Source organism: Bacillus sp. JHAA (assembly GCF_036961585.1).
GTDB lineage: Bacteria > Bacillota > Bacilli > Bacillales > Bacillaceae > Bacillus > Bacillus velezensis.
The window spans coordinates 125,721-147,308 of sequence record NZ_JBAMDE010000001.1; the positions used below are offsets into that span (position 1 = coordinate 125,721).

22 protein-coding genes are annotated in these 21,588 nt (G+C 48.4%); 5 read left to right on the plus strand and 17 right to left on the minus strand.

Annotated elements, in window-relative coordinates:
- Window positions 1–30: 30 nt before the first annotated feature.
- Window positions 31–267, minus strand: coding sequence for a YuzB family protein (locus tag V7728_RS00625; protein WP_007408721.1), 237 nt, complete (start codon window positions 265–267; stop codon window positions 31–33).
- Between the two features lie 266 nt (window positions 268–533).
- Here V7728_RS00625 and V7728_RS00630 point away from each other — a divergent pair, with 266 nt between their 5' ends.
- Window positions 534–1,601, plus strand: a complete 1,068-nt coding sequence (locus V7728_RS00630; RefSeq protein WP_032867139.1) for an NAD(P)/FAD-dependent oxidoreductase — start codon at window positions 534–536, stop codon at window positions 1,599–1,601.
- A 37-nt stretch (window positions 1,602–1,638) separates the two neighbouring features.
- Here the strand turns inward: V7728_RS00630 and V7728_RS00635 are convergent, their stop codons facing one another.
- On the minus strand, window positions 1,639–1,965 hold the full coding sequence (locus V7728_RS00635) for a YuzD family protein (RefSeq protein WP_099567061.1): 327 nt from the start codon (window positions 1,963–1,965) through the stop codon (window positions 1,639–1,641).
- A 79-nt stretch (window positions 1,966–2,044) separates the two neighbouring features.
- Between V7728_RS00635 and V7728_RS00640 the strand changes: the two genes are divergently transcribed.
- Window positions 2,045–2,380 (plus strand): NifU family protein, encoded by a 336-nt coding sequence (locus tag V7728_RS00640; RefSeq protein ID WP_169510385.1) that lies wholly within the window; start codon window positions 2,045–2,047, stop codon window positions 2,378–2,380.
- A 40-nt stretch (window positions 2,381–2,420) separates the two neighbouring features.
- Here V7728_RS00640 and V7728_RS00645 read toward each other — a convergent pair whose 3' ends face one another.
- The 5 genes from V7728_RS00645 to yutH form a co-directional block, all read right to left on the minus strand.
- Window positions 2,421–4,397 (minus strand): S9 family peptidase, encoded by a 1,977-nt coding sequence (locus V7728_RS00645; protein WP_099567062.1) that lies wholly within the window; start codon window positions 4,395–4,397, stop codon window positions 2,421–2,423.
- A gap of 102 nt (window positions 4,398–4,499) precedes the next feature.
- Window positions 4,500–5,429, minus strand: a complete 930-nt coding sequence (gene thrB / locus V7728_RS00650; RefSeq protein ID WP_012118350.1) for a homoserine kinase — start codon at window positions 5,427–5,429, stop codon at window positions 4,500–4,502.
- Window positions 5,426–6,484 (minus strand): threonine synthase, encoded by a 1,059-nt coding sequence (gene thrC / locus V7728_RS00655; RefSeq protein WP_007408726.1) that lies wholly within the window; start codon window positions 6,482–6,484, stop codon window positions 5,426–5,428. Before thrC ends, thrB begins: the two co-directional genes overlap by 4 nt.
- Window positions 6,484–7,785, minus strand: a complete 1,302-nt coding sequence (locus V7728_RS00660) for a homoserine dehydrogenase (protein ID WP_003151938.1) — start codon at window positions 7,783–7,785, stop codon at window positions 6,484–6,486. Before V7728_RS00660 ends, thrC begins: the two co-directional genes overlap by 1 nt.
- Before the next feature lie 201 nt (window positions 7,786–7,986).
- Window positions 7,987–9,003 (minus strand): spore coat putative kinase YutH, encoded by a 1,017-nt coding sequence (yutH, locus tag V7728_RS00665; RefSeq protein WP_094031251.1) that lies wholly within the window; start codon window positions 9,001–9,003, stop codon window positions 7,987–7,989.
- A gap of 154 nt (window positions 9,004–9,157) precedes the next feature.
- Here yutH and V7728_RS00670 point away from each other — a divergent pair, with 154 nt between their 5' ends.
- Window positions 9,158–9,658 carry a phosphatidylglycerophosphatase A family protein gene (locus V7728_RS00670; RefSeq protein ID WP_003151934.1) on the plus strand — a complete coding sequence of 167 codons (501 nt, stop codon included), beginning with the start codon at window positions 9,158–9,160 and terminating at the stop codon, window positions 9,656–9,658.
- Between the two features lie 27 nt (window positions 9,659–9,685).
- Here the strand turns inward: V7728_RS00670 and V7728_RS00675 are convergent, their stop codons facing one another.
- The 4 genes from V7728_RS00675 to lipA form a co-directional block, all read right to left on the minus strand.
- Entirely contained in the window at window positions 9,686–10,456 is a 771-nt protein-coding gene (locus V7728_RS00675; RefSeq protein ID WP_007408728.1) for a TIGR01457 family HAD-type hydrolase, read from the minus strand.
- Between the two features lie 33 nt (window positions 10,457–10,489).
- Window positions 10,490–10,924, minus strand: coding sequence for a DUF86 domain-containing protein (locus tag V7728_RS00680; RefSeq protein WP_007408729.1), 435 nt, complete (start codon window positions 10,922–10,924; stop codon window positions 10,490–10,492).
- Between the two features lie 25 nt (window positions 10,925–10,949).
- Window positions 10,950–11,225, minus strand: coding sequence for a YutD family protein (locus V7728_RS00685; RefSeq protein WP_003151928.1), 276 nt, complete (start codon window positions 11,223–11,225; stop codon window positions 10,950–10,952).
- Between the two features lie 217 nt (window positions 11,226–11,442).
- Window positions 11,443–12,339, minus strand: coding sequence for a lipoyl synthase (lipA, locus tag V7728_RS00690; RefSeq protein ID WP_003151923.1), 897 nt, complete (start codon window positions 12,337–12,339; stop codon window positions 11,443–11,445).
- A 202-nt stretch (window positions 12,340–12,541) separates the two neighbouring features.
- On the opposite strand from lipA, the gene lytH reads away from it, so the two are divergent.
- Window positions 12,542–13,519 carry an L-Ala--D-Glu endopeptidase gene (gene lytH / locus V7728_RS00695; protein ID WP_032876720.1) on the plus strand — a complete coding sequence of 326 codons (978 nt, stop codon included), beginning with the start codon at window positions 12,542–12,544 and terminating at the stop codon, window positions 13,517–13,519.
- A 37-nt stretch (window positions 13,520–13,556) separates the two neighbouring features.
- Here the strand turns inward: lytH and yunB are convergent, their stop codons facing one another.
- The 6 genes from yunB to V7728_RS00725 form a co-directional block, all read right to left on the minus strand.
- Entirely contained in the window at window positions 13,557–14,315 is a 759-nt protein-coding gene (gene yunB / locus V7728_RS00700) for a sporulation protein YunB (RefSeq protein WP_032869768.1), read from the minus strand.
- Between the two features lie 126 nt (window positions 14,316–14,441).
- Entirely contained in the window at window positions 14,442–15,836 is a 1,395-nt protein-coding gene (locus V7728_RS00705; RefSeq protein ID WP_059367896.1) for a bifunctional metallophosphatase/5'-nucleotidase, read from the minus strand.
- 17 nt (window positions 15,837–15,853) lie between these two features.
- Window positions 15,854–16,675, minus strand: coding sequence for a sulfite exporter TauE/SafE family protein (locus tag V7728_RS00710; protein ID WP_007613562.1), 822 nt, complete (start codon window positions 16,673–16,675; stop codon window positions 15,854–15,856).
- A 19-nt stretch (window positions 16,676–16,694) separates the two neighbouring features.
- Window positions 16,695–17,546, minus strand: coding sequence for a DUF72 domain-containing protein (locus V7728_RS00715; protein ID WP_015240515.1), 852 nt, complete (start codon window positions 17,544–17,546; stop codon window positions 16,695–16,697).
- Between the two features lie 26 nt (window positions 17,547–17,572).
- Entirely contained in the window at window positions 17,573–17,926 is a 354-nt protein-coding gene (locus tag V7728_RS00720; protein WP_043020737.1) for a YunG family protein, read from the minus strand.
- A 72-nt stretch (window positions 17,927–17,998) separates the two neighbouring features.
- On the minus strand, window positions 17,999–19,363 hold the full coding sequence (locus V7728_RS00725) for an allantoinase (RefSeq protein ID WP_099567063.1): 1,365 nt from the start codon (window positions 19,361–19,363) through the stop codon (window positions 17,999–18,001).
- A 180-nt stretch (window positions 19,364–19,543) separates the two neighbouring features.
- On the opposite strand from V7728_RS00725, the gene V7728_RS00730 reads away from it, so the two are divergent.
- Window positions 19,544–21,139 (plus strand): PucR family transcriptional regulator, encoded by a 1,596-nt coding sequence (locus V7728_RS00730; RefSeq protein ID WP_099567064.1) that lies wholly within the window; start codon window positions 19,544–19,546, stop codon window positions 21,137–21,139.
- Window positions 21,140–21,588 lie beyond the last annotated feature (449 nt).

Here is a 21,588-nt window from a genome sequence, read left to right on the forward strand (position 1 = left end):
TAAAAAAGAGACCCCGTTCGGAGCCTCTGATTAAAACATCGGATTTTCTTCTATGAATGTATATATGTTGTCAACCAGTTCAGCAGGCGTGCCTCCCGTGACCACTTCGCCGTTGACCAGGGCGAACAGGGACTCCATGCATTTCCCGCAATAGCTTAAACAGCCGTATTCAAGCACGTCCAAGTTCGGATCCTTCTCTAAGATCTCAAGTGCTTCCTGGGAACCGCGCGCTAAATTGCTGACACAGAATTCAATCATCGGATTCATGCGGTTTCACCTCACATATGTACCTTATCCTAACGGAATTTCCTCTATTCGTCAAAGATCCGGTTTCACGCTCAATGTTATCGTAACATATTAATTCAGGTTAAAGGTTTTACTATTACGTGTTTTCTGGTCAATTTGTAGGTTATTTTAAAACTATTATTGTGGTTTTAGATCAAATTCGATATAATTCTAGATGTTATTTTACATAGTTCGTTATTTTGTAACAACATTGACTACCATATTTTTCGGGCAAAAGGGGAATCATTATGAAAAAATTGGTCTTGATCGGCGGGGGTTACGGAAACATGCGGGTGCTGCACCGCTTACTGCCGAACCAGCTTCCGTCAGATATATCCATCACGCTGATTGACAGAAACCCGTATCACTGCTTAAAAACAGAATATTATGCGCTCGCCGCCGGCACGATTTCTGATCATCATATCAGGGTGTCTTTTCCTGAGCATCCGAATCTGGATGTTCAATACGGTGAGGTGGCTTCCGTCGACACGAAAAACAAACAGGTTCTGTTTCATGACCGCGAACCGATTTCTTACGATGACGCGGTGATCGGACTGGGCTGCGAGGATAAGTATCATAACGTGCCCGGCGCGCCGGAACATACTTACAGCATTCAGACCATTGATCAGTCACGCGAAGCCTATCAAAAGCTGAACAACCTCGGCGCCAATGCATCTGTCGCTATCGTCGGAGCGGGATTAAGCGGCGTGGAGCTTGCCAGTGAATTAAGAGAGAGCCGTGACGATCTGAAGATTATGTTATTTGACCGGGGCGACCTGATTTTATCAAGCTTTCCGAAAAGACTCAGCAAGTATGTTCAGAAATGGTTTGAAGAACACGGCGTCACCATTATCAATAATGCGAATATTACAAAAGTGGAAGACGGGATCGTTTATAATCATGATGAAGGAATAGCGGCCGATGCCATCGTGTGGACGGCGGGAATTCAGCCGAATAAAGCCGTCAGAGAACTGGACGCTGAAAAAGATCCGCAGGGCCGCATCGTTTTAACACCGCATCACAACCTTCCGGGCGATGAGCATGTTTACGTCGTCGGTGATTGCGCGAGCCTGCCGCATGCGCCGAGCGCCCAGCTGGCTGAAGCACAGGCGGAACAAATTGTGCAGATCCTCCTGAAACGCTGGAACAATGAAGAGCTGCCGGAAACAATGCCGCAATTTAAGCTGAAAGGCGTTCTCGGTTCACTCGGAAAAAAAGCGGGCTTCGGTCTTGTCAACGACCGTCCGCTCATCGGGCGTGTGCCCCGTTTATTAAAATCAGGCCTTTTATGGATGTACAAGCATCATAACGGCTGATAAGAAAAAAGCCGCTGATTGCGATCAGCGGCCATTTTTAAGAGCCCGCAACATAGCCGCGCTTTTCCATTTCTTCATATATATCTTTTAAATGCGGATTCCCTTCCCCCACAATGACATCCTCCACCAGCACGAGCGGATAGAAAAATTCATCGTTTCTGATGCGCTCCGCAAGTTCTTCTGTCTCCTTTTGCTGAGGCGGTGCGTCAATATCAATATACCGCATATGAAAAGGCTGTTCCGGATATTTCCGTTGCAGCGCCGCCTCCAGCCATTCAAACGTATCTTTGGCGCTCGGCATATTCACGCAGCTTGCGCAAAGCTTTTCAGCGCCGTAAACACTGAGCGTAACCGGCTTAATCATGTATATCATCCCCTTTACACCAGTATACAAAGGACGGGGCAGCTTTTGTATAAAAAACGGTTTTTATGTTCAAGTTTAAATATGCTATAATGGGGAAAGCAGCTTTGCAAACCAAACATTAGATTTTTACCGTTACTGTGAATATAATGGTTTTATGTATATGAAAGGAGCGAATCTCATGACTGAGGTTGAAATGAAAGAGCAAGTACAGGAAGTATTGGATAAATTACGTCCGTTTCTGCTTCGTGACGGCGGTGACTGTGAGCTTGTTGACGTAGACGAAGGCATTGTAAAGCTTCGCCTCCTTGGCGCATGCGGCAGCTGCCCAAGTTCAACGATTACGCTGAAAGCCGGAATCGAACGCGCCCTTCTTGAAGAAGTACCGGGTGTCGTTGAAGTAGAACAAGTATTTTAATCATAAAACCAGGCTGCATGACAGCCTGGTTTTTTATTTTTTACAAATAGTCATCAAACCATGAACAAATATAACGGATGCGTTTCATCCGCTGTTCCGGATGGCCGCTTCTCGACAGCTCATGCGTGGCTTTCGGAAACCGGATGAACGACGTCGTTTTGTTCAGTTTCTTCAATGCGGTAAAAAGCTGCTCCGCCTGCTCTATCGGACAGCGGTCATCTCGTTCACCGTGCAGAATCAAAAGCGGCGTCGAAACGCGGGACGCATATTTTACAGGAGAACGATCCCAAAGCTTATCCGCTTCCTCAAACAAATCATGCCCGAGCTGCCAGTCGGTAAAAAAGAAGCCGATATCGCTGACACCGTGGAAGCTGAACCAATTTGAAATGGAGCGCTGCGTGACGGCTGCTTTAAAACGGCCGGTCTGCCCGACAATCCAATTTGTCATAAACCCTCCGTAGCTTCCGCCCGTCACACCGAGACGGCCGCTGTCAATAAACGGATACGCCTGAACGGCTTCATCCACCGCCTGCATGACATCACGGTAATCTCCGCCTCCGTAATCACCCCTGACACGATTGACAAAATCCTGCCCGTAGCCGTGGCTTCCTCTCGGGTTGACATACACGACAGCATATCCTTGTGCGGCCAGCACTTGGAATTCGTGAAAATACGTATGGCCGTACATCATGTGAGGCCCGCCGTGTATGTATAGAATGAGCGGATAAGTTTGATCCTCTTCAAAAACGGCGGGCTTTAAAAACCAGCCGTTTACCGTCAGCCCGTCCTTTGTTTCATATTGCAGCTTTTCCGGCACGGATATGATGCGCTCCTCAATAAACCGATCATTGTCGGATGTCAATTGCTTCTCTTCCCCATCTTCGAGCGAAATGCTGTAAAGCTCGGAAGGCTGTGCGGGTTTGGCAATGACAGCGATACAGCTTTTCTGATCAGGATGAAAAGCAAAACCGTTCACATACTCTTCTTCTAATCGGATCGGATATACGAGGCCGTCAATCGAGATATAATAAATACCGGTGCTTCCCTGCTCGCTCCCGAGAACGTAAAAACCCTGCCCGTCGTTTGTCCATACCGGCCGGGGCGTCACTCCTCCTATGATTGAATCCGCAATCAGCGCATCGCTCAAATGAACATCCAGCATGTCGGTCAGGCAGGACAGCCGCTCAGTTTTCACGTCGTACAGCCACGCTTTTTCTAAAGTCGCATTGCGAAATTCATTTTCATGGCCAAGCATCGCGATATAAGAACCGTCCGGTGAAAACACGCAGGAACCGAAAGAACCGCGGTGCGGCGTAATCTGCTTCAGGCTTCCATCCGCCAGATTCATCAGATAGACATCGCTCGGCTTTCCGGCGTCACCCGGCTCGCATAAATTGGCGGTAAACGCAAGCTGCCTGCCATCCGGTGAAAAGGCCGCGCCATAATGATCCGCTTCATGATCCGTCAGCTGCCGAATCTCCCCCGTTTCAAGATGAATCAGCACAAGCTGGGCCCAGCTTCCGTTCAGCAGGCCTTTCCCGTCACGTTTATATGTTAATGACTGAATGTCAACCGGCTCATACTCGTCATGCTTCTTTTTTTCTTTCTCATCGGCGCGCTCCGCTGATGTCAGACTGACGGTCACAAGCACGGATCTGCCGTCGGGCGCCCATATCGGATCTGATACGCCCCAAGGAATCTCGGCCGCCTGCTCCGCCTCTCCTCCGGCAGCGTCGATGATGTACAGCTGTGGGATGCCGTTCTCCCTGTCAGAAACAAAGGCGAGGCGCCGTCCGTCAGGTGACCACCGCGGACTTGTATTTCTGTTGTCCCCGAAAGTCCACGGGTTTGAGATGCCGGATTCTGTGTCATATACCATAATGGCTGAGGAATAGGAATCACGCTTATGATTGACTGTTGTCCGGACGTAAGCGGCTCTTCTGCCGTCAGGGGCATATTGCGGGTCTGTCACGGATATGAGAGTCGCAATGTCCTCCTCGGTTATGAGTTTTTTCAATCGTTTCTCCTCCTTTTCTTTTTTATTTCGCTTCCCTAAATAAAAATCCTTCTCCAGAAAAAGAAAGCGTCCTTCTCTGATGGGAAGAACGCTTTTTTATCATTATACACTTTTCACCTGTTCTAAAGGATTCCGTTCAATTACGCTTCCTTCTGACGGGACGGTAAGCGCCGCAATCTCACAGTGGGGGAAATGCTCAGAAAGCTGTTTTCTCAGCTCTTCTCCCTTTCCTTTTTCAATCAGGACAAGAATCGTCGGTCCCGCTCCGCTCAGCGCCGTTCCGTAAGCGCCTTTCATTTCGGCCGCATGTTCCACCTTTGAAAGCTCAGGAACAAGCATGGCGCGGTACGGCTGATGGAGGATGTCTTTTCTCATCATTTTCCCGGCGAGCGCCCAGTCATTTGACATGATCGCAGCAACGAGAAGGTTGCTGACGGCGCTTGCTTTAACGGCGTGCCGGTACGGCAGCTCTTTCGGGAGCACGTCTCTTGCGTCCCTGGTCAGAACTTCGTAAAACGGAATCACTGCCACAACGTCGATATCCGCTTCGGCCACACGCACGATATGTGTTTCACCTTCTTCGTGAAGGCCGATCACAAGCCCTCCTGCAAGAGAAGCAGCGGCATTATCAGGATGCCCCTCTTCAAGACTGGCTAAGTGCAGCTTGTCGCTTTCCGAAAGCTGCAGGCCGCATAACTCATCCGCAAGCTCAATGGCGGCGACGATAGCGGCCGCGCTGCTTCCGAGACCCCGCGCAAGGGGGATGTCACTCCACACTTTGACATGGGCGGGCGGCAGCTCTTTCTGATAGCGGTCAGCCGTCCGTTTGGCGACTTGGTAGATGAGGTTGTCCGTTCCTTGAGGGATGCCCGCGACAGTTTCGGTTTCCGCCGAGAACTGCCATTCATCGTTTCGGAAAACCGAAAGCTTCAAATATCTGCTGAGCGCCATCCCGACGGAATCAAACCCAGGCCCTAAGTTGGCGGTGCTTCCCGGAACCGTAATGGAAAACAGCATCTCCGCCTCATTCATACACGCGCCGCTCCATTTAAGTATTCCAGAATACTGTCCTCATCTGTCGGCAGCGTGATCGGTTTTATGTCAGATACGTCTACAGCCGTGTTCGGATCTTTCAGGCCGTTTCCGGTCAAAACTGCGACAACCTTGCTGCCTTTTGGAATTTCACCGGATTTTACCTGTTTCAAAACGCCGGCGATGGATGCACAGGAGCCCGGTTCGGCAAACACGCCTTCTTCACGGGCAATCAGCTGATAAGCGTGAAGAATGTCTTCATCTGTGACTTCATCAATTTTTCCGGCTGATTCTTCCGCAGCGAGCACCGCTTTGTCCCAGCTGGCAGGATTCCCGATTCGGATTGCCGTCGCAACGGTCTCTGGATTTTTAATGACTTCGCCGCGGACGATAGCCGCAGAACCTTCCGCCTCAAAACCGCGCATCTTCGGAAGTCCGGTGCCGTTTTTCTCATGGTATTCTTTGAACCCTTTCCAGTAGGCCGTGATATTCCCGGCGTTTCCTACCGGGATCGCCAGAATGTCCGGCGCTTCGCCGAGCTGTTCGCATACTTCAAAGGCCGCTGTTTTTTGCCCTTCAATCCGGTAAGGGTTTACTGAATTCACTAATGCAATCGGTGATTTTTCGCAAATCGACCGGACGATGGCCAGCGCGTCGTCAAAGTTTCCGTCAATCGCGATGATTTCCGCACCGTACATGACGGCCTGCGCAAGTTTTCCGAAGGCGATTTTTCCGTCCGGGATGATGACGATGCATTTCATGCCGGCTCTCGCCGCGTATGCCGCAGCTGCCGCGGATGTGTTCCCTGTAGAGGCGCACATGATGGTATCATTGCCTTCTTCTTTCGCTTTGGCGACCGCCATGACCATGCCGCGGTCTTTAAAGGATCCCGTCGGATTAACGCCCTCTGTTTTCACATGCAGTTCAATTCCGAGCTTTTCGGAAAGTTTCGGCAGGTGAATCAGCGGCGTGTTGCCTTCATGCAATGTCAGGGCCGGCGTCTGATCCGTCACCGGCAGAAATTCTTTATATTGATGGATGAGTCCTTTCCACATTAGCTCCAACCGTTCCCTTCTACGCGATATGTGCTTTTTACTTCTTGTACGACTTCGAGGTCATTTAAGTTTTGCAGAATGTCACTGAAATCTTCTTCCGATGTATGATGCGTGACGATGACGATTTCCGCGAGGTCGTCATGGCCTTTGATCGGCAGCTGCAGAATTTTTTCAAAGCTGACGCCGCGCTCTGAGAAGGCCGATGTGATTTTTGAAAAAGAGCCGACCTGGTCTTTGACGTGAATTCTTAAAAACTGCTGGGCATAGATATCAGACGGCTGCTTCAGATTTCTTTCAAACTGCGGGGCGACAAAGCTGTTTCCGTTTACGCCGAGACGCATGTTTTTCATGACCGCGACCAGATCGGAAACGACCGATGTCGCAGTCGGCATGCTTCCGGCTCCGGGGCCGTAAAACATCGTTTCGCCGACGGCTTCTCCGTACACGTAAACGGCATTAAACTCGTTATGCACCGCAGAGAGCGGATGATGATCCGGGAGCAGTGTCGGCTGAACGCTGACTTCGATTTTATTGTCATCACGCTGGGCGATGCCGATCAGCTTCATCGTATAGCCGAGCCGTTTGCTGAAGCTGATGTCTTCATCCGTTATCCGGGAAATTCCTTTTACTTTGACATCGTCCAGATCGACATTCATAGAGAAGCCGAGACGGGCTAAAATCGCCATCTTGCGCGCGGCATCGAGCCCTTCTACATCGGCGGTCGGGTCCGCTTCCGCGAATCCGAGATCCTGCGCTTCCTTCAGCACTTCTTCATACGGGCTTTTTTCTTTAATCATTTTCGTTAAGATGAAGTTTGTCGTTCCGTTGACGATTCCCATCATTTTTGTGATCCGGTCAGAGGAAAGGCCTTCTTCGAGCGTGCGTAAAATCGGGATTCCGCCGGCGACACTCGCTTCATAATACAAGTCACAGCCATTTTCCTTTGCGGCGGCTAAAAGCTCTGACCCGTATACGGCGATCAGATCTTTATTTGCGGTCACAACATGTTTTTTCGCTTTCAAGGCATCAAGAAGATATTGCTTCGTCTGTTCGACACCGCCGATGACTTCAATAATCACGTCGACTTCAGGGTCATCGATCACATCATAGACCTCTGTCGTCAGCACTTCTTTCGGCAGATCTGCGTCTCGTTTTTTATCAATATCTTTAACTAGCACTTTTTTGATCGTCACCGGACAGCCGACCTGGTGCATAAGCTTATCCTGATGATCTTGTATAATTTTGACGACTCCGCTTCCCACGGTTCCCAGTCCTAACAGTCCAATACGAATCGCTTCCAAAGAGAAACTCCACCTTTCTTCCTTTTGTCCACTAGAAAAGGACAATTGTTAACCCTTCACAGACATTTAAGTTACAAATATTATATAAGCCCGCATTTGTTTTGACAAGCGGCTGAATATTGTTTCTACGGCTATGAAAACGCTTAACACACTGATATGACAAGATTCCCTATTTTCTAAATATTTTTACGTCATATTTTCTTACGAACTGATTCCTTTCCCGAGCCACGCCACAGGCGGGACAAAAACCTGCGCCGACCTGACATTCATCATGTTGTGACATGTCTGTAAAAACTGTTCATAGCGGGTGCAGTCGGCAAGAATGTAGTCAAGCTGCTCTTCGTAATACTGTTTTTCAGAATCATGAGAAATGTAATAGCTCTCCACCGTCTCGAAGAAATGGAGCGGAAACAGCAGGCGGCTGTAAAACAGGCGTTTGGAAAAGGAGGATAACGGCGTAACTTGCTCATATTCCTGCAGAAACAAAAACCCATCTTTGAGCAGGTCGTCACGATGATACAAATATGTGCTGCGCATATATTCCGCAATATCACGGGCAGCATGGTCGAATACCCAATCGCCCGGAATGCGGATCAATGATTCCTCCGACCAGGTATCCCGTTCCATCCGCTGATGGCAGATTGTCCCCGAGTCTTCTGCGCCGGGATTGTCATCCAGCTCCGTATCCACTAAATATTGAATGGCGTTTTCCGCTAAGCCTGAATAATAAGGAAATGCTTCGATCATTTTCTTTTCGAACGGTTCAAGCGGAGACATATGAATTTTCTGCATCCAGAATGATTCCAGCTGATCCACCCGTTTTCCCCATAAGTCCTTCCATTGGCCGATCCTGCCCGCTTCTTTCACTTCGTACGGATAACCCCGCCCTTTTCTGTGAAATTCGGCAAGCTCCCCTCCGACAGAAAACGACCGGTTTGAGACGGGAATCGGCGCTTTTAAGAGCGCATACGTTTTGCCTTCGTCCTCAAAGGTCAGTTCTCCTTCCTTCGTAAAGATAAACACTGAAACGTATGGGTCACTTTGTTCTTGTAAATACTGACTCATGTAGTAAAGCTCCGTCAGCTCTGATTGCGAAAACCCGGAAACGGGAATTATAAGAAAGAAGGAATTAGGCGTCTGGAAGCATTGGTATTTCTGATAAACGGAAAGCTGTCTGACGTGGATGCCGTACTTTTCTTTAATGATGCTTTTCATCATAATCACCTGCCTGAAAAATTAGAGCTATTCACATCGTAGTCATACGCCGGCGGAATTATGAATACATATTGTAATCCTTTGAATCAAGTGGAGAAACATCGTACACATCGGAAGAGTGTTGTATAAACTAGTAAAAAAAGATTGGGTGAAGCAAATGTCAGAAAAGGAACAACTGAATCAGGTGGAAGCTGTCGCCAGGGCGCGTTTAAAAGAACGGGGGGTTGAGACGGACGATATTGCCGAGCTGGTGTATTTCCTTCAAAAAAAATATCATCCTGATTTGACGATGGAAGTATGCAGGCTCAATGTGGATCGTGTCATCGCAAAACGCGAAGTGCAAAACGCCATTTTAACGGGAATAGAATTAGATGTGCTCGCCGAACAAAAAAAGCTGTCTGAACCGCTTCAGACCATTCTGGCGATTGATGAAAGCCTGTATGGGGTTGACGAGGTGCTCGCCTTCTCTATCGTGAATATATACGGCTCAATCGGCTTTACGAATTACGGCTACATTGACAAAGAAAAACCCGGTATTCTCGGGCGGTTAAATGATAAATCTACGGGCGAATGCCATACGTTTCTTGATGATATCGTCGGCGCAATCGCAGCAGCGGCTTCAAGCCGGCTTGCTCACAGCGCAAGAAATACAGAATAAGGACGGCCGTCATGGCCGTCCCTTTTTTTATAGATGTTCAATCCATTCGGTTAAAGAGTCAATCGCATATGTCGGCTTCTGGCCGTAATCTGCCATATGCTCACGCTTTGTCACTCCGGTATGAACCAGCAGCGTATCCATGCCCGCATTGATGCCGGCCATAATATCCGTTGCATAGTTATCGCCGACCATGAGTGTTTCGGAAATATCCGTTCCGAGCACACGCATCGCCTGTTCCATAATAATGGATTCAGGCTTGCCGATAAAGACAGGCTCAACGCCCGTTGACACCGTCAAAACGGATGTGAGCGAACCGTTCCCTGGTAAAAGTCCTCTTTCAGTCGGAATGGCGACGTCGCCGTTTGTTGAAATGAACCGGGCGCCGTTTCTGATCGCAAGGCATCCCGTTGCCAACTTTTCATATGTAATGCCGCGGTCGATTCCCACAACGACAAAGTCCGCGTTTTCTTCTCCGAAGCTCAGCCCGTTTTCTTCAATGGCCTGACGGATGCCTTCTTCGCCGATCACATACACCGACGCGTCTTTTTTCTCCTGGGCGATATGCTGCGCAGTCGCCATGCTCGTCGTGAAGACCTGCTCTTCAGATGCCGGAATGTCAAAGCTCATCAGCTTGTCCGCCACCTGCTTCGGCGTCCGGGAAGAATTGTTCGTCACGAATAAATACGGAATGCCGCGCGCTTTAAGCGTTCTCACGAATTCACACGCTTCTTCGATTTTTTCCGTCCCGTTGTACATTGTGCCGTCCAAATCTATCAAATATCCTTTATAATCCTTCATACTCAACACTCCTGTGGATTTTCTCACTCGTTGTTATTTAAATGCGGAAACAGGCCCTAATTCTGTTTCCAGATAGGTTCTTACACGGGCCGGAAAGGCTTTCAGCACATCTCTGTTTGACGTGATCAGCGTAAACAGCTCTTGATAATCGGCGTGCTGATATTCCTGGACAAGCTGCTTTCTGGAAGAGATCAGTTGCTTCAGCTTATTTCCTTCATCCTCAGCTACCACCTTTTCATCCGTCAGAATATCCATGATGTCGTCATAACTGCCCGGATCGCGCATGATAAAGCCGTCAATCATATCATTTCCGACATCGAGAATGCATTCGATCATAAGATGGCTGATCCGCTCAAGCGCCCTTTTTTCGATCTCGCTCTCCCATGCAGGCGTGCTGTCAAACAGCGCCAGCTGGGTCTCAAAAAAACGGAGTGTTTGTTCGATATTATTTCTGTCAACAAAATACACGTGACAGCATCCCCTTCTGCATCAATTATTTTCTGATTCGTTTTAAAACAAAATACGCGCAGCCGAAATTGCAGTATTCGTAAATGTATTCGTCCAATGTGCTGATTTTCGTTTCAAAGGTTGCTTTTTGATTCTGGTCATCAAAGAAGCCTTTGAGCCGCAGCTGACTGTATCCCCAGTCTCCCACAATGTAATCATATTTATTTAATATGTCCGAATAGCGGGCTTTGAACGCTTCTTCATTAAAGCCGTTTTTAAAATCGTGTACGAGTTCAAACTCGGCATTTTGAATAAGAATCATGTCTTCACCTCTTTTATCACTCTTTACTATCATAATTCATTGACTTCTGTCCATCAATTGCAAAATGAGACGGTTCGGACGGACGGAGAATTTTTCCTCTTTATATCCAGTGTAGCGGTTCAGACGATCCTTATTCAAGAATGACTTTTTCCCTGCAAAAACGGCTCCATCACAAAAAACCCAAAACCTGCGGCGTTTTGGGTTTTTTCGGCTTATCTTATGCTTGGGCCTGGCGTTTTTTAGACGCTTCGTTCACTTGTTCATCCGCATGGTAGGAAGAACGGACAAGCGGGCCTGCTTCACAGTGACTGAAGCCTTTTTGCATCGCGATTTCTTTCAGTTCGGCAAATTCGTCCGGATGATAATATTTTTGGACTTTTAAATGTTTTTTCGACGGCTGCAGGTATTGGCCGATCGCCATGATGTCGACATTGTTCGCAAGCAGGTCGTCCATCACTTCAATAATTTCTTCCTTCGTTTCGCCGAGACCGATCATAATGCTTGATTTCGTCGGGATGTCAGGCTGCATTTCTTTCGCACGGCGCAAGAATTCCAAAGAACGGTCATATGTTGCGCGGGCCCGGACTCTCGGTGTCAGGCGGCGGACGGTTTCAATGTTGTGGTTCAGAATATCAGGACGGGTATCCATTAATGTTTTCAGGTTGTCGTAATTTCCGCCCATATCGGATGGCAGCACTTCAATTGTCGTGAACGGACTTTTTCTGCGGATCGCCCGGACCGTTTCCGCAAAGACGCCTGCTCCGCCGTCTTTCTGATCATCACGCGCTACGGCCGTGATGACGGCGTGTTTTAAATTCATCAGCGCGACGGAATCAGCTACGCGTTCCGGTTCCTGCAGATCCAGCTCGGTCGGCAGACCCGTTTTTACAGCGCAGAAGCGGCATGCTCTCGTACAGACGGAACCGAGAATCATGAACGTCGCCGTACGTCTGACAGCCCAGCATTCATGGATGTTCGGGCATTTTGCTTCTTCACATACGGTATGCAGATTATTTTCACGCATTAATTTTTTCAGACCCGTATAGTTTTCATTCGTGTTCAGCTTTATTTTGAGCCATTCCGGCTTTCTCAGATGCTCGTCTTTCTTTGCCATTTCCCCATCATCTCCATTATCCCTTTATTCATGTTCGTGTGCGAAAAATTTCTATTTCACGATGGATATAAAACTTGCGGATTTCTATTCAATAGTCACTTTAACATAGGAAAAATTTCTCGACAAGGGAAGAGAATTACTTACATTTTCTCGGATTGTTGCCGCAAACTATTTGTATTCAATCCTGAAAGGAGATCATGTTGTGAAAGTTCTGTTATCTGCTCTTCTCCTTTTATCAGTTTTCTGTCCGGCTGCAAGCGGGAAAGAACAATCGGCTCCTGTTTACGGCGAACGGATGCAGTTGTACCGCAAAGCCGAAGCAGTCACGCAGATTCCTTGGTATGTGCTTGCGGCAGTTGATCAATATGAAGAAAATGTCCGCTCAAACCGAAAGGATCTGCCGGAAAAAGCGGGAATCATCAGCATTTATATTCCGGATCATTTGTGGAGCGGCCCTGAAAATCCAAATCCTAAGGACGATGCGCCTCTCAGCATTAAAGTATTTGACGGGATCGGCCTGGACGGCGACGGCGACGGAAAAGCCGAGGTAAGCAATGATGAGGATATCCTTTATACATTTGCTCAGTATTTAGCGGGATTCGGAACCGATCTTGACCATATCCGCATCGGTCTCTGGAATTATTACCGCCGCGATCAGACGGTCGGCATTATCACCGAATTCATGACACTGTTTAAAACGTTCGGCCGCCTTGATCTCGGAGAGCACGCTTTTCCGCTTCCCGTGAAGACGGATTACAGCTACCGCAGCACATGGGGCGCCGCACGGGGTTTCGGCGGGCGCCGGATTCACGAAGGAACGGATCTGTTCGCTCATTACGGGCTCCCCGTCAGATCAACCTGCTACGGTATTGTTGAAATGAAGGGCTGGAACCGTTTCGGCGGCTGGAGAATCGGTATCAGGGATATCAATAACACGTATCACTACTTCGCTCACCTGAACGGCTTTGCAAAAGGTGTGCATAAAGGCCAGATCGTCAAACCCGGAGAGGTGATCGGCTCTGTCGGCAGTTCCGGATACGGACCGCCGGGCACCGCGGGAAAATTTCCGCCGCATCTTCACTACGGGATGTATAAAGATAACGGCAGATCGGAATGGTCTTTTGATCCGTATCCTCATTTAAGGGCATGGGAACGTAAAGAAATCCGCAGGAAAAAGTAAACACACAGCCGCCGGGAAAGATTGCGGCTGTGTGTTTTTATTTATCTTTCTTCTGTTTTTCACTCGGCAGCTGGACGGAAGGCGTCACACCTGACCCGCCGCTTCCGTTATAAAACTGCGGCACCTCTCCTTGAATCGCTTTAATGGAGACCGGAATATTATTTGTCACGACTGATGTCTTACTGGCAAACGGAATAATGACCTTCACTTTTATTTCCACAAAAATACTGATATCGATCAGGGCATTGTTAATGCCGTACGGCTTTATTTTTGTTTTCACATCAGTTAACGCATCACCGATCAGGTTAAAGCGCACGGGGATTTTCGGCCCCAGATTTCCGAGAATGCTGTTTCCTGTGACCTGCCCTAAGGGAATATCGATCATAATTTCATCGGCCGTTTTCGCGCCTTTTTCCGTTTCACGCTGCTTATTGTTCGACTCCGCTTCCTTCAGATGAGCCTGAAGCTGCTTTGTCACTTTCGCCTTCATACTGTTGACCATTTGTGTATTAAAATCCATCGTTGTGACTTTTCCGTTTTCATCCGTTTTCATATCGACCATATCTTTCACATTGTCGCTGTGAGACATGTATTCTTCAATGGATTCCGTAATGACCTCTGTCGCCACCCGTTTGGTTTCCATTTCTCCTATGTTCATCAGCACCGGTTTGATTGAGGAGTTGATCATCCAAAGGCTGATGACCGTCGATATGATAAAAAAAGCAAACGACAGAAGAAGCACATATCGAAAAGGCAAAGGCCCTCTCTTGCGAAGAGCGCTCCGGTATCTAGGCAAGAAAAATCCCCCCTTACATATCACAATGTATGCTTGTAAGAGGGGACATAGTATTTTATTTTTGCTCTTAAAAAGTCCCGCTTTCACTCATTCGGGTGAAATGGAACGGCGGGCAGCTACATGACATTACGGCTGCTGCGCGAGCTTCCAGGCGAGCAGATCCCTTAAAAACTCCGGCATAAAGTATTGCTTTTCTTTTGAATCGCGGATGTAAGGGAACAGCTTTCCGAGTGTAAACATATCGAGAACGGCAACCGAGTATATCCGCTCCGGATCAATCTCTTCTCCGTTCACTTTCACATTGAGGAGATGCGTCACACCGTCTTCAAGAATGCCGGCCTCTGCCTCCGCTCCGGCATATACCATCCTGCCCATCACTTCCCCGCGGAAGCCGAGGCCTTTTATCCGCAGCTGCTCCATTTGTTCCGAGGCGGCCTGGCTGATTGTTTCCTGAAGTTCTCTGCCTGAAAGACGAACGGCCACCGGATTGATCGGATGAGGGCAGATACGGTGCAGATCAAGCTTTGTGACAGGCCCCTTCTGTAAAGGCCCCAAAATGACGCCTGAATTCACCATGCTGACTTCACAGCCGCACCAGCTTTTCAGCGCTTCGGCTAATAGAAGCGGGAGGGGCGATTCCTCAAACCACTTCACGCCGGCTTCTTCATTCAGGTTGGCGACTTGTTCGGAGAGCAGGTTTTCCGCTTCCCGTTCTTTCTCTTTCAGAAAAGCCGCCGTATCTTCACATTCCCCTTGCCAATCAGCCATTTTCTGTACAGATGCCTGTTTGCTGACAATGGTTCGTGATTCACTTTCTATCGTCAGCTCGACACAGCCGACATAGTTCCCGTATTTCTCCGCACATGCCAGCAATACGCCGTTTATGTCTTGTCCGTCCTCAAGAAGGTGGTGCGTATGTGATTCAAGAATGACATCGATATCGGGAAATTTTTCCGCTGCGGCCCGGTCATCGATCAGGCCTAAATGAGAAAGCAGAATAATGATGTCCGCTTTGCCCTTGATATCGTCAAGTGATTCTTGAATGCTTTTTTCCGCATCCGTCACCGTCCAGCCTAGTTTTTGATAGACGGGATAATACGGCACCGTGACGCCGAGTATGCCGGCGGTCATCCCATTTTTCAGCGTTTTGATCACGTAGGGCTCGGCCCATTCCGGGCGCTGTCCATCCGCGTCAAACAGGTTGGACACAATGACGGGAAACGCGGCATGGGTATATAAATCCGCCAGCTCATCGTGAGGCAGCGTAATTCCTTCATTATTCCCGACGGCAGCCGCATCGATCTCAAGCCGGTTTAACAAGTCGACATTCGCTTTGCCGAAGGTCGCTTCCGTTATCATTTGGAATCGGTCCATATGATCGCCGATGTCGAATACGAGTGTTTCCTCCCCGTCTTTTTCATGTTCATTTCTCTTCTGCTCAATATAATGTACGATTTTCGGCCAATTTTCGAAATGGCTGTGCAAATCATTCGTATGATATAAACGGAGCTTCTCTAACATACCATCTCTCCTACCTTTTAGCTGAATATCCCTTGATAAATCAATTCACAGCCGATCAAAATCAAGACGACCCGCATGAAAAGCACGATCGTTTTCGTCTGCACCCGCTTATTGACCCACGCGCCCATTTTGCCGCCGAACCACGCGCCCGGAACGAGGCACAGCGCATACAGCCAATTGACATGGCCCTCTGCGATATGTGACACGGAACCCGTCACGGAGGATAAGAAAATAATGAGCATTGACGTCGCCACAGCCACTTTCGGCGGGAACAAAAATAACAGCATCATGGCCGGAACCATAAGAGAGCCGCCGCCAATGCCGAAAAGACCGCCCAATAAACCGACGAAAAAGGCAATCACGATACCGGTGAAAATACGGTACGAATATGTATAAAGCTCACCCGATTCATCCTCATATGTCCGGATCATGCCTTTATGCGCTTTATTGACCGGTTTTGCTTTCGCCTTCAGCATTAATGTAATGGAAATCAAAATCATAAAAAGTCCGAACCAGACGGAAAACGTATGCGCATTAAAAAGTTTAGACAAATACGCGCCGATGATGCTTCCCGGGCCGGAACCGATAAAAAAGATCAGTCCGCTTTTGTAATCAACGGTTTTATATTTCATATAGGCCAGAGTTGATGACAGGCCCGTAAAAATAATCACCAAAAGGGACGTGCCGATGGCAGTCTGCGGTGTTACGTCATGGAAAAACGGAGTCATCGTGCTTAAATAGAGCATTGCCGGCACGATGATAATTCCTCCCCCAAGCCCGATCAGGCTGCCGACCGTTCCCGCGATAAATCCTAATATGATCAAAATAAGATAAGACATGTGTCTTGAAACCTCTTTTCTAGCTGAATAGGTCGAGCTGCTTCGGAGCAAGCCCGGTATATGAGATATTTAACATTTCAAGCATCTCAAGCCCGTTATCGGCGGCGTCTCCGCCTGAGTTATTATTGAAGAGCACATACAGATTGCGCGACTGTTTTTTCAGCACCTGAAGATTGTTTTTCCAATCTTTGAGCTCCTGTTTGTTATAGCGGTATAAATATCTGACCTCACGCCAGTTTTGTCCGCCGTCTGGTTTGATCCAGCCCTGCTTGTTCCGCCCGTGAAAACGGACAAGCGTTTTTTCTTCATCCGTTGCTTTCAGGACGGTCGGAATGCTGCCCTCGCCGATTTGCGGCTCGTCACATATGCTGTGAATCCAGCCTTCCTCCTTCATAAAGGAAAGCGTCTGTTCATAAAATGGCGGGGAAAACCAAGACCGGTTGCGGAATTCAAGCGCGCACGGGATATCGCCCATCTGCTGCCTGCACCATCTTAAATATGCGACGTTTTCTTTCTTGCAGTCAAACCACGGCGGGAATTGGAACAGCACCATGGCAAGCTTTCCATGCTCTATATACGGCGATAATGACAGCTTAAACGCCTCAAACATTTCTTCCTTCGATTCATAGGGAATATCGCCGCGCTGATGGCCCGTCATTCCTTGATATGCCTTAATGACAAATTGAAAAGATTCCGGCGTCTCTTTGACCCATCTTTCATTATTGCGGGCGGGCTGTATCGCGTAAAAGCTCGCGTCCAGCTCAACGATGGGAAAATGAGAGGAATACGCCTGCAGTTTTTGCGGGCCCGCTGTTTTAGGCGGATAGATGCTGTCATGATCCCCCCACCCCGTCAGTCCGATATAAATCACAATCCTTCACCTCTCACTCTAGTTTATCACAGGTGTTTTTCTCTTTCCGTTTCCATGTTTTTTCTGAATGCACTTTTCAGGAACCGGTATTGATGTTCATTGGTGTCCGAAAATGCCTCATCCCTGGATGAAAGAATGTGCTGATAGACGATCGGCTCTGAAAACTGACCGCTCGTGAAATCATATATCTCCCCGTCTATCCGGTTATAAAAATGCCAGCTTGTGCCGGTTTTTGTTTTGAGAATGTCACCGCCGTAAACATCTTGGATGACTAAAGCCGTCACGCCGCACTGGCCTTTGGCCGGGCAATCTTCCGTCCATTTTGTACTAGTCTTGGGCGACCAGGATGCCGTTAATATGTTCAAGATTTGGTCATACAATGTGTTTTACTCCTTTTTATAAAAAGATACCACGAGACCCGCTTTCCAAACGACAAAAAAAACCGATTCTCATCAGAGAATCGGCTCTTTTATTTCAGAAGGCTTCAGGAATGTTCCGAAAGCCCCGCTCTGCTTACGGCCGCCATCCTGATACACACAGCGTCCCTTGCTGTAGGTCGCAGCAATTCGGTATGGAAAGGTGCGGCCTTCATACAGGCTTTGCTTATGTTTGGAAAACATCGTTTCTTTTGTGACGGTAAAAGGTTCCGGCCGGACGATGGCAAAATCAGCGTCAAATCCTTCTTCAAGCAGGCCTTTATTCGTTAAACCGAAGCGCTTGGCCGGTGCTTCGGCCGTCCATCGGGCCACATGTTCAAACGGAATCCCATGATCGATCGCTAATTGAATCATGCCGAGAAGCGTAAATTGGCCTCCGCTGATCCCGCCCCACGACAGAAACATATTATCCTCGCGTTTCAAAGACGGATGACAGGGAGAATGATCCGAAGACACCATATCAATCAGGCCCTCTGCCAAAACCCCGATCAATTCCTCTTTATCAGCCTCTGAGCGGAGCGGCGGAGCGCATTTGGCGGCCGCCCCTTTTTTGAGGAAGTCTTCAAAGCTGAATAATAAGTAGTGCGGACACGTTTCAACGGTGACATCCAATCCGTCTTTTTTCGCCTGCTGAATGGAGAGCACGGCCCGTTTCGTGCTGATATGTACAAAATGAAGCGCGCATCCCGTCGCTCTTGCATATTCAATCGCCCGCTGCACAGCCTCGCATTCGGCTTCTTCCGGACGGGAGGAAGCGTAAGCGCGGGCATCAATTTTCCCTTGGAGCGCGTACTCGGCTTCAAGGAATCGGGTGAGGGCGTCGCTTTCTGCGTGCAGGGCCAAAATCTTGCCGCACGCCGCGATTTCCTTCATTCCCTTTAAAAGAGTCCGTTCATCGGCTGATTGAAATTCATCCGTTCCCGATTTAGACAGAAACGCTTTAAACCCGATTGCCCCCGCTTCTGCCATCGGCCGGATATGTTCGGTATATCCGGGCATCAAACCGCCCCAAAGCGCAAAATCAACCGCTGACTTCCGTTCGGCGATTTCCGCCTTTGCCAGCAGGTTTTCAGCAGTTACCGTCGAAGGGATGCAGTTAAGCGGCATATCAAAATAAGCCGTACAGCCGCCGGCAGCCAGCATGTTTGAGCCGGTTTCAATGCCTTCCCATTCTTCTCGGCCGGGTTCATTGAAATGGACGTGACAATCGACCGCGCCCGGAAACACATACATGCCGTCCTCCTGCACCACTTGTTCCGCGTTTTCGTCAATGCCGGGTCCGATCAAGGCAATTTTCCCGTCCTTGACGGCGATATCAGCCCGCTCTGTTCCGCCTTTTCGCACAGCTTTCGCACCCTTTACAATTACGTCATAGGCCATTTTATCTTCCTCCCTGTAAGGATGACGATTTTTCTGTCAGTTTTTATCACAACATGCGTCTATGATTGCCAGTTTACTGCTACTATGATCGTAATACATCAGTAAAACCGCTATAATTTTTGATGATTTTTATTCATATTAACCAATGGTTGTCTTTAGAACCTGAAAGGAGACTGACTGATGAACATTTATGACGTGATGAAGATTCCCGCTTATGAGCGGGCCGCATTAATCGCAGGCAGATCCGGCGGCTGGAGGGAGGTGCAGCACGTCAACATGATGGATGCGCCGGACATCGCTGATTTTTTACATAAAAACGAATTGCTCGTCACGACGGCTTACCACTTGAAGGACCGCCCGGAGCTGTTGAAAGATTTGATCCGCCTCATGGCAAAACGGGGCTGCGCGGGACTGGGGATCAAAACGAAGCGTTATCTTAATGTCATTCCGAAAGATGCCGCGGAGCTTGCCGACCGGTATGAATTTCCGATTATTGAGCTGCCGGAAGACATCAGGCTCGGAGATATCGTCAACGCCACACTGAGCCATATTCTTGATATGCGTTCAAATGAGCTCCAGCAGGCCATTTACGCCCATAAAAAATTCACAAACCACATCATGAGCGGCAAAGGGCTGCAATCCCTGCTTAAGAAGCTCTCAGACATTCTCCGGCTTCCCGTGCTGCTTTTGGATCAGCATACAAAACTCTTATCATCGTCCCACCGCATACCCATTGACACGTCTTTATTGAAAAACATCTGTTATTCCCTTTCCGGGCCTTATTTCACCTGCTTTTCCATGCTGTCCGACAGAAAGGCGTATTCTGTCCTGCCGATTCTGAATGTTGAAAAAAACTGCGGTTATCTGGTGATACCTGATCTGGTGCAGACCGCTGATAAAGGCATGATTTTGACTATTGAACAGGCGGCTAACGTCATTTCCTTTGAACTGCTGAAAGAAAATGCCGTCAAACAATTCAGCAGACGGGCGCGCAATGAATTTTTCAGCAATTTCATCGACCGCTCGTTTACCGGCCATGAAGAAATCAAAAGCCGCGCCAAAGAATTCCGGCTCCGCTGGGATCAGAAATACATGTGCATTTGCGGAAAGCTTGACCGAAATGAGAAAACGATCAGCTTTACCGAAAATCAGCTCGTTTCCGATCATGTATTTGATCTGCTTGAAGGGGAGCTGTCATCCTTTCCGTTTCCCCCTCATCTCTTTATTAAAGGAAATGTCGGTATTCTTTTAATTGAAGCGACAGACAGCTGGAATGAAATGCACGCGTCTGTCATCAGCTTTTTGGAGCAGTTTCAAAAGCAGGTCCGGACGCAATTTAAACGGACTGTCTCCTTCGGCATCTCAAACATATGCCAAAAGCTGATCGACGTCCCTGACGCTTTTACTGAAGCTTCAGACGCCATTTCATCCGGGCATTTGTCCAGAAGCGCGGAGTTTATTCAAATCTATCATGCCAAAGACGTGCCGGAGCTGCTCCGCCTGCTTCCGGCGGAAGATGTGAAGAAGTTTTACGAAGCCACCCTCCAAAGCCTGGCAGACCGGCAAAAGGAGGACCAGAGCCTGCTTCATACGCTGTCTGTTTACCTGGAGACCCACTGCCAGATTTCAGAAACGGCTAAGCGCCTGTACGTCCATCGAAATACGGTGATCTATCGTTTAGAAAAATGCGAGGAACTGCTCGGCAAAAGCTTAAAAGATCCGGAGACGACGATGCGCCTGCGGCTCGCGCTGAGAATGCAGCGGCTGATCGGTTAAGGAATCGTTAGAGACAGGGATGCGGGTGTTCTCCCGCATCCTATTTAAGGGGGATTGATTCAGCTTAATTCTCAAAAAATGCTGCCATCAACATCTGCTTCCATTGACATCATCAGCCGTTAGTTATGATTTTCAGCAGACTCTAATCTAAACTAAAAAAGCCTTTCCCGAAGAAAAGGCTTTTGCTGTTCAAGTCTGAAAACGATCCGAAGCAGTTTGAAAGGTATCATGTGTTTTTTCCACTGTGTTCACACCCAATCCGCATACTAAAGATAACGACAGACCCAAAATAATGAAGATGCTTTTTTTAAAATTCATACAGGCATTCTCCTTCTTAGGTTTGATTACGATCAGACGAAACTTGATATGATCCATCAAATGAAACAGCCGATGTTGCTAGACCGACCCCTGACATTAAAACGACAGCCGACACAATGATAAATACGCCT

What these genes read in the sequence shown, in the direction of transcription:
- V7728_RS00625 (WP_007408721.1), bottom strand. Translation starts at nt 267, where the DNA reads ATGAATCCGATGATTGAATTCTGTGTCAGCAATTTAGCGCGCGGTTCC.
- V7728_RS00630 (WP_032867139.1), top strand. Translation starts at nt 534, where the DNA reads ATGAAAAAATTGGTCTTGATCGGCGGGGGTTACGGAAACATGCGGGTG.
- V7728_RS00635 (WP_099567061.1), bottom strand. Translation starts at nt 1,965, where the DNA reads ATGATTAAGCCGGTTACGCTCAGTGTTTACGGCGCTGAAAAGCTTTGC.
- thrB (WP_012118350.1), bottom strand. Translation starts at nt 5,429, where the DNA reads ATGAATGAGGCGGAGATGCTGTTTTCCATTACGGTTCCGGGAAGCACC.
- thrC (WP_007408726.1), bottom strand. Translation starts at nt 6,484, where the DNA reads ATGTGGAAAGGACTCATCCATCAATATAAAGAATTTCTGCCGGTGACG.
- yutH (WP_094031251.1), bottom strand. Translation starts at nt 9,003, where the DNA reads ATGATGAAAAGCATCATTAAAGAAAAGTACGGCATCCACGTCAGACAG.
- V7728_RS00670 (WP_003151934.1), top strand. Translation starts at nt 9,158, where the DNA reads ATGTCAGAAAAGGAACAACTGAATCAGGTGGAAGCTGTCGCCAGGGCG.
- V7728_RS00675 (WP_007408728.1), bottom strand. Translation starts at nt 10,456, where the DNA reads ATGAAGGATTATAAAGGATATTTGATAGATTTGGACGGCACAATGTAC.
- V7728_RS00685 (WP_003151928.1), bottom strand. Translation starts at nt 11,225, where the DNA reads ATGATTCTTATTCAAAATGCCGAGTTTGAACTCGTACACGATTTTAAA.
- lipA (WP_003151923.1), bottom strand. Translation starts at nt 12,339, where the DNA reads ATGGCAAAGAAAGACGAGCATCTGAGAAAGCCGGAATGGCTCAAAATA.
- V7728_RS00705 (WP_059367896.1), bottom strand. Translation starts at nt 15,836, where the DNA reads ATGTTAGAGAAGCTCCGTTTATATCATACGAATGATTTGCACAGCCAT.
- V7728_RS00710 (WP_007613562.1), bottom strand. Translation starts at nt 16,675, where the DNA reads ATGTCTTATCTTATTTTGATCATATTAGGATTTATCGCGGGAACGGTC.
- V7728_RS00725 (WP_099567063.1), bottom strand. Translation starts at nt 19,363, where the DNA reads ATGGCCTATGACGTAATTGTAAAGGGTGCGAAAGCTGTGCGAAAAGGC.
- V7728_RS00730 (WP_099567064.1), top strand. Translation starts at nt 19,544, where the DNA reads ATGAACATTTATGACGTGATGAAGATTCCCGCTTATGAGCGGGCCGCA.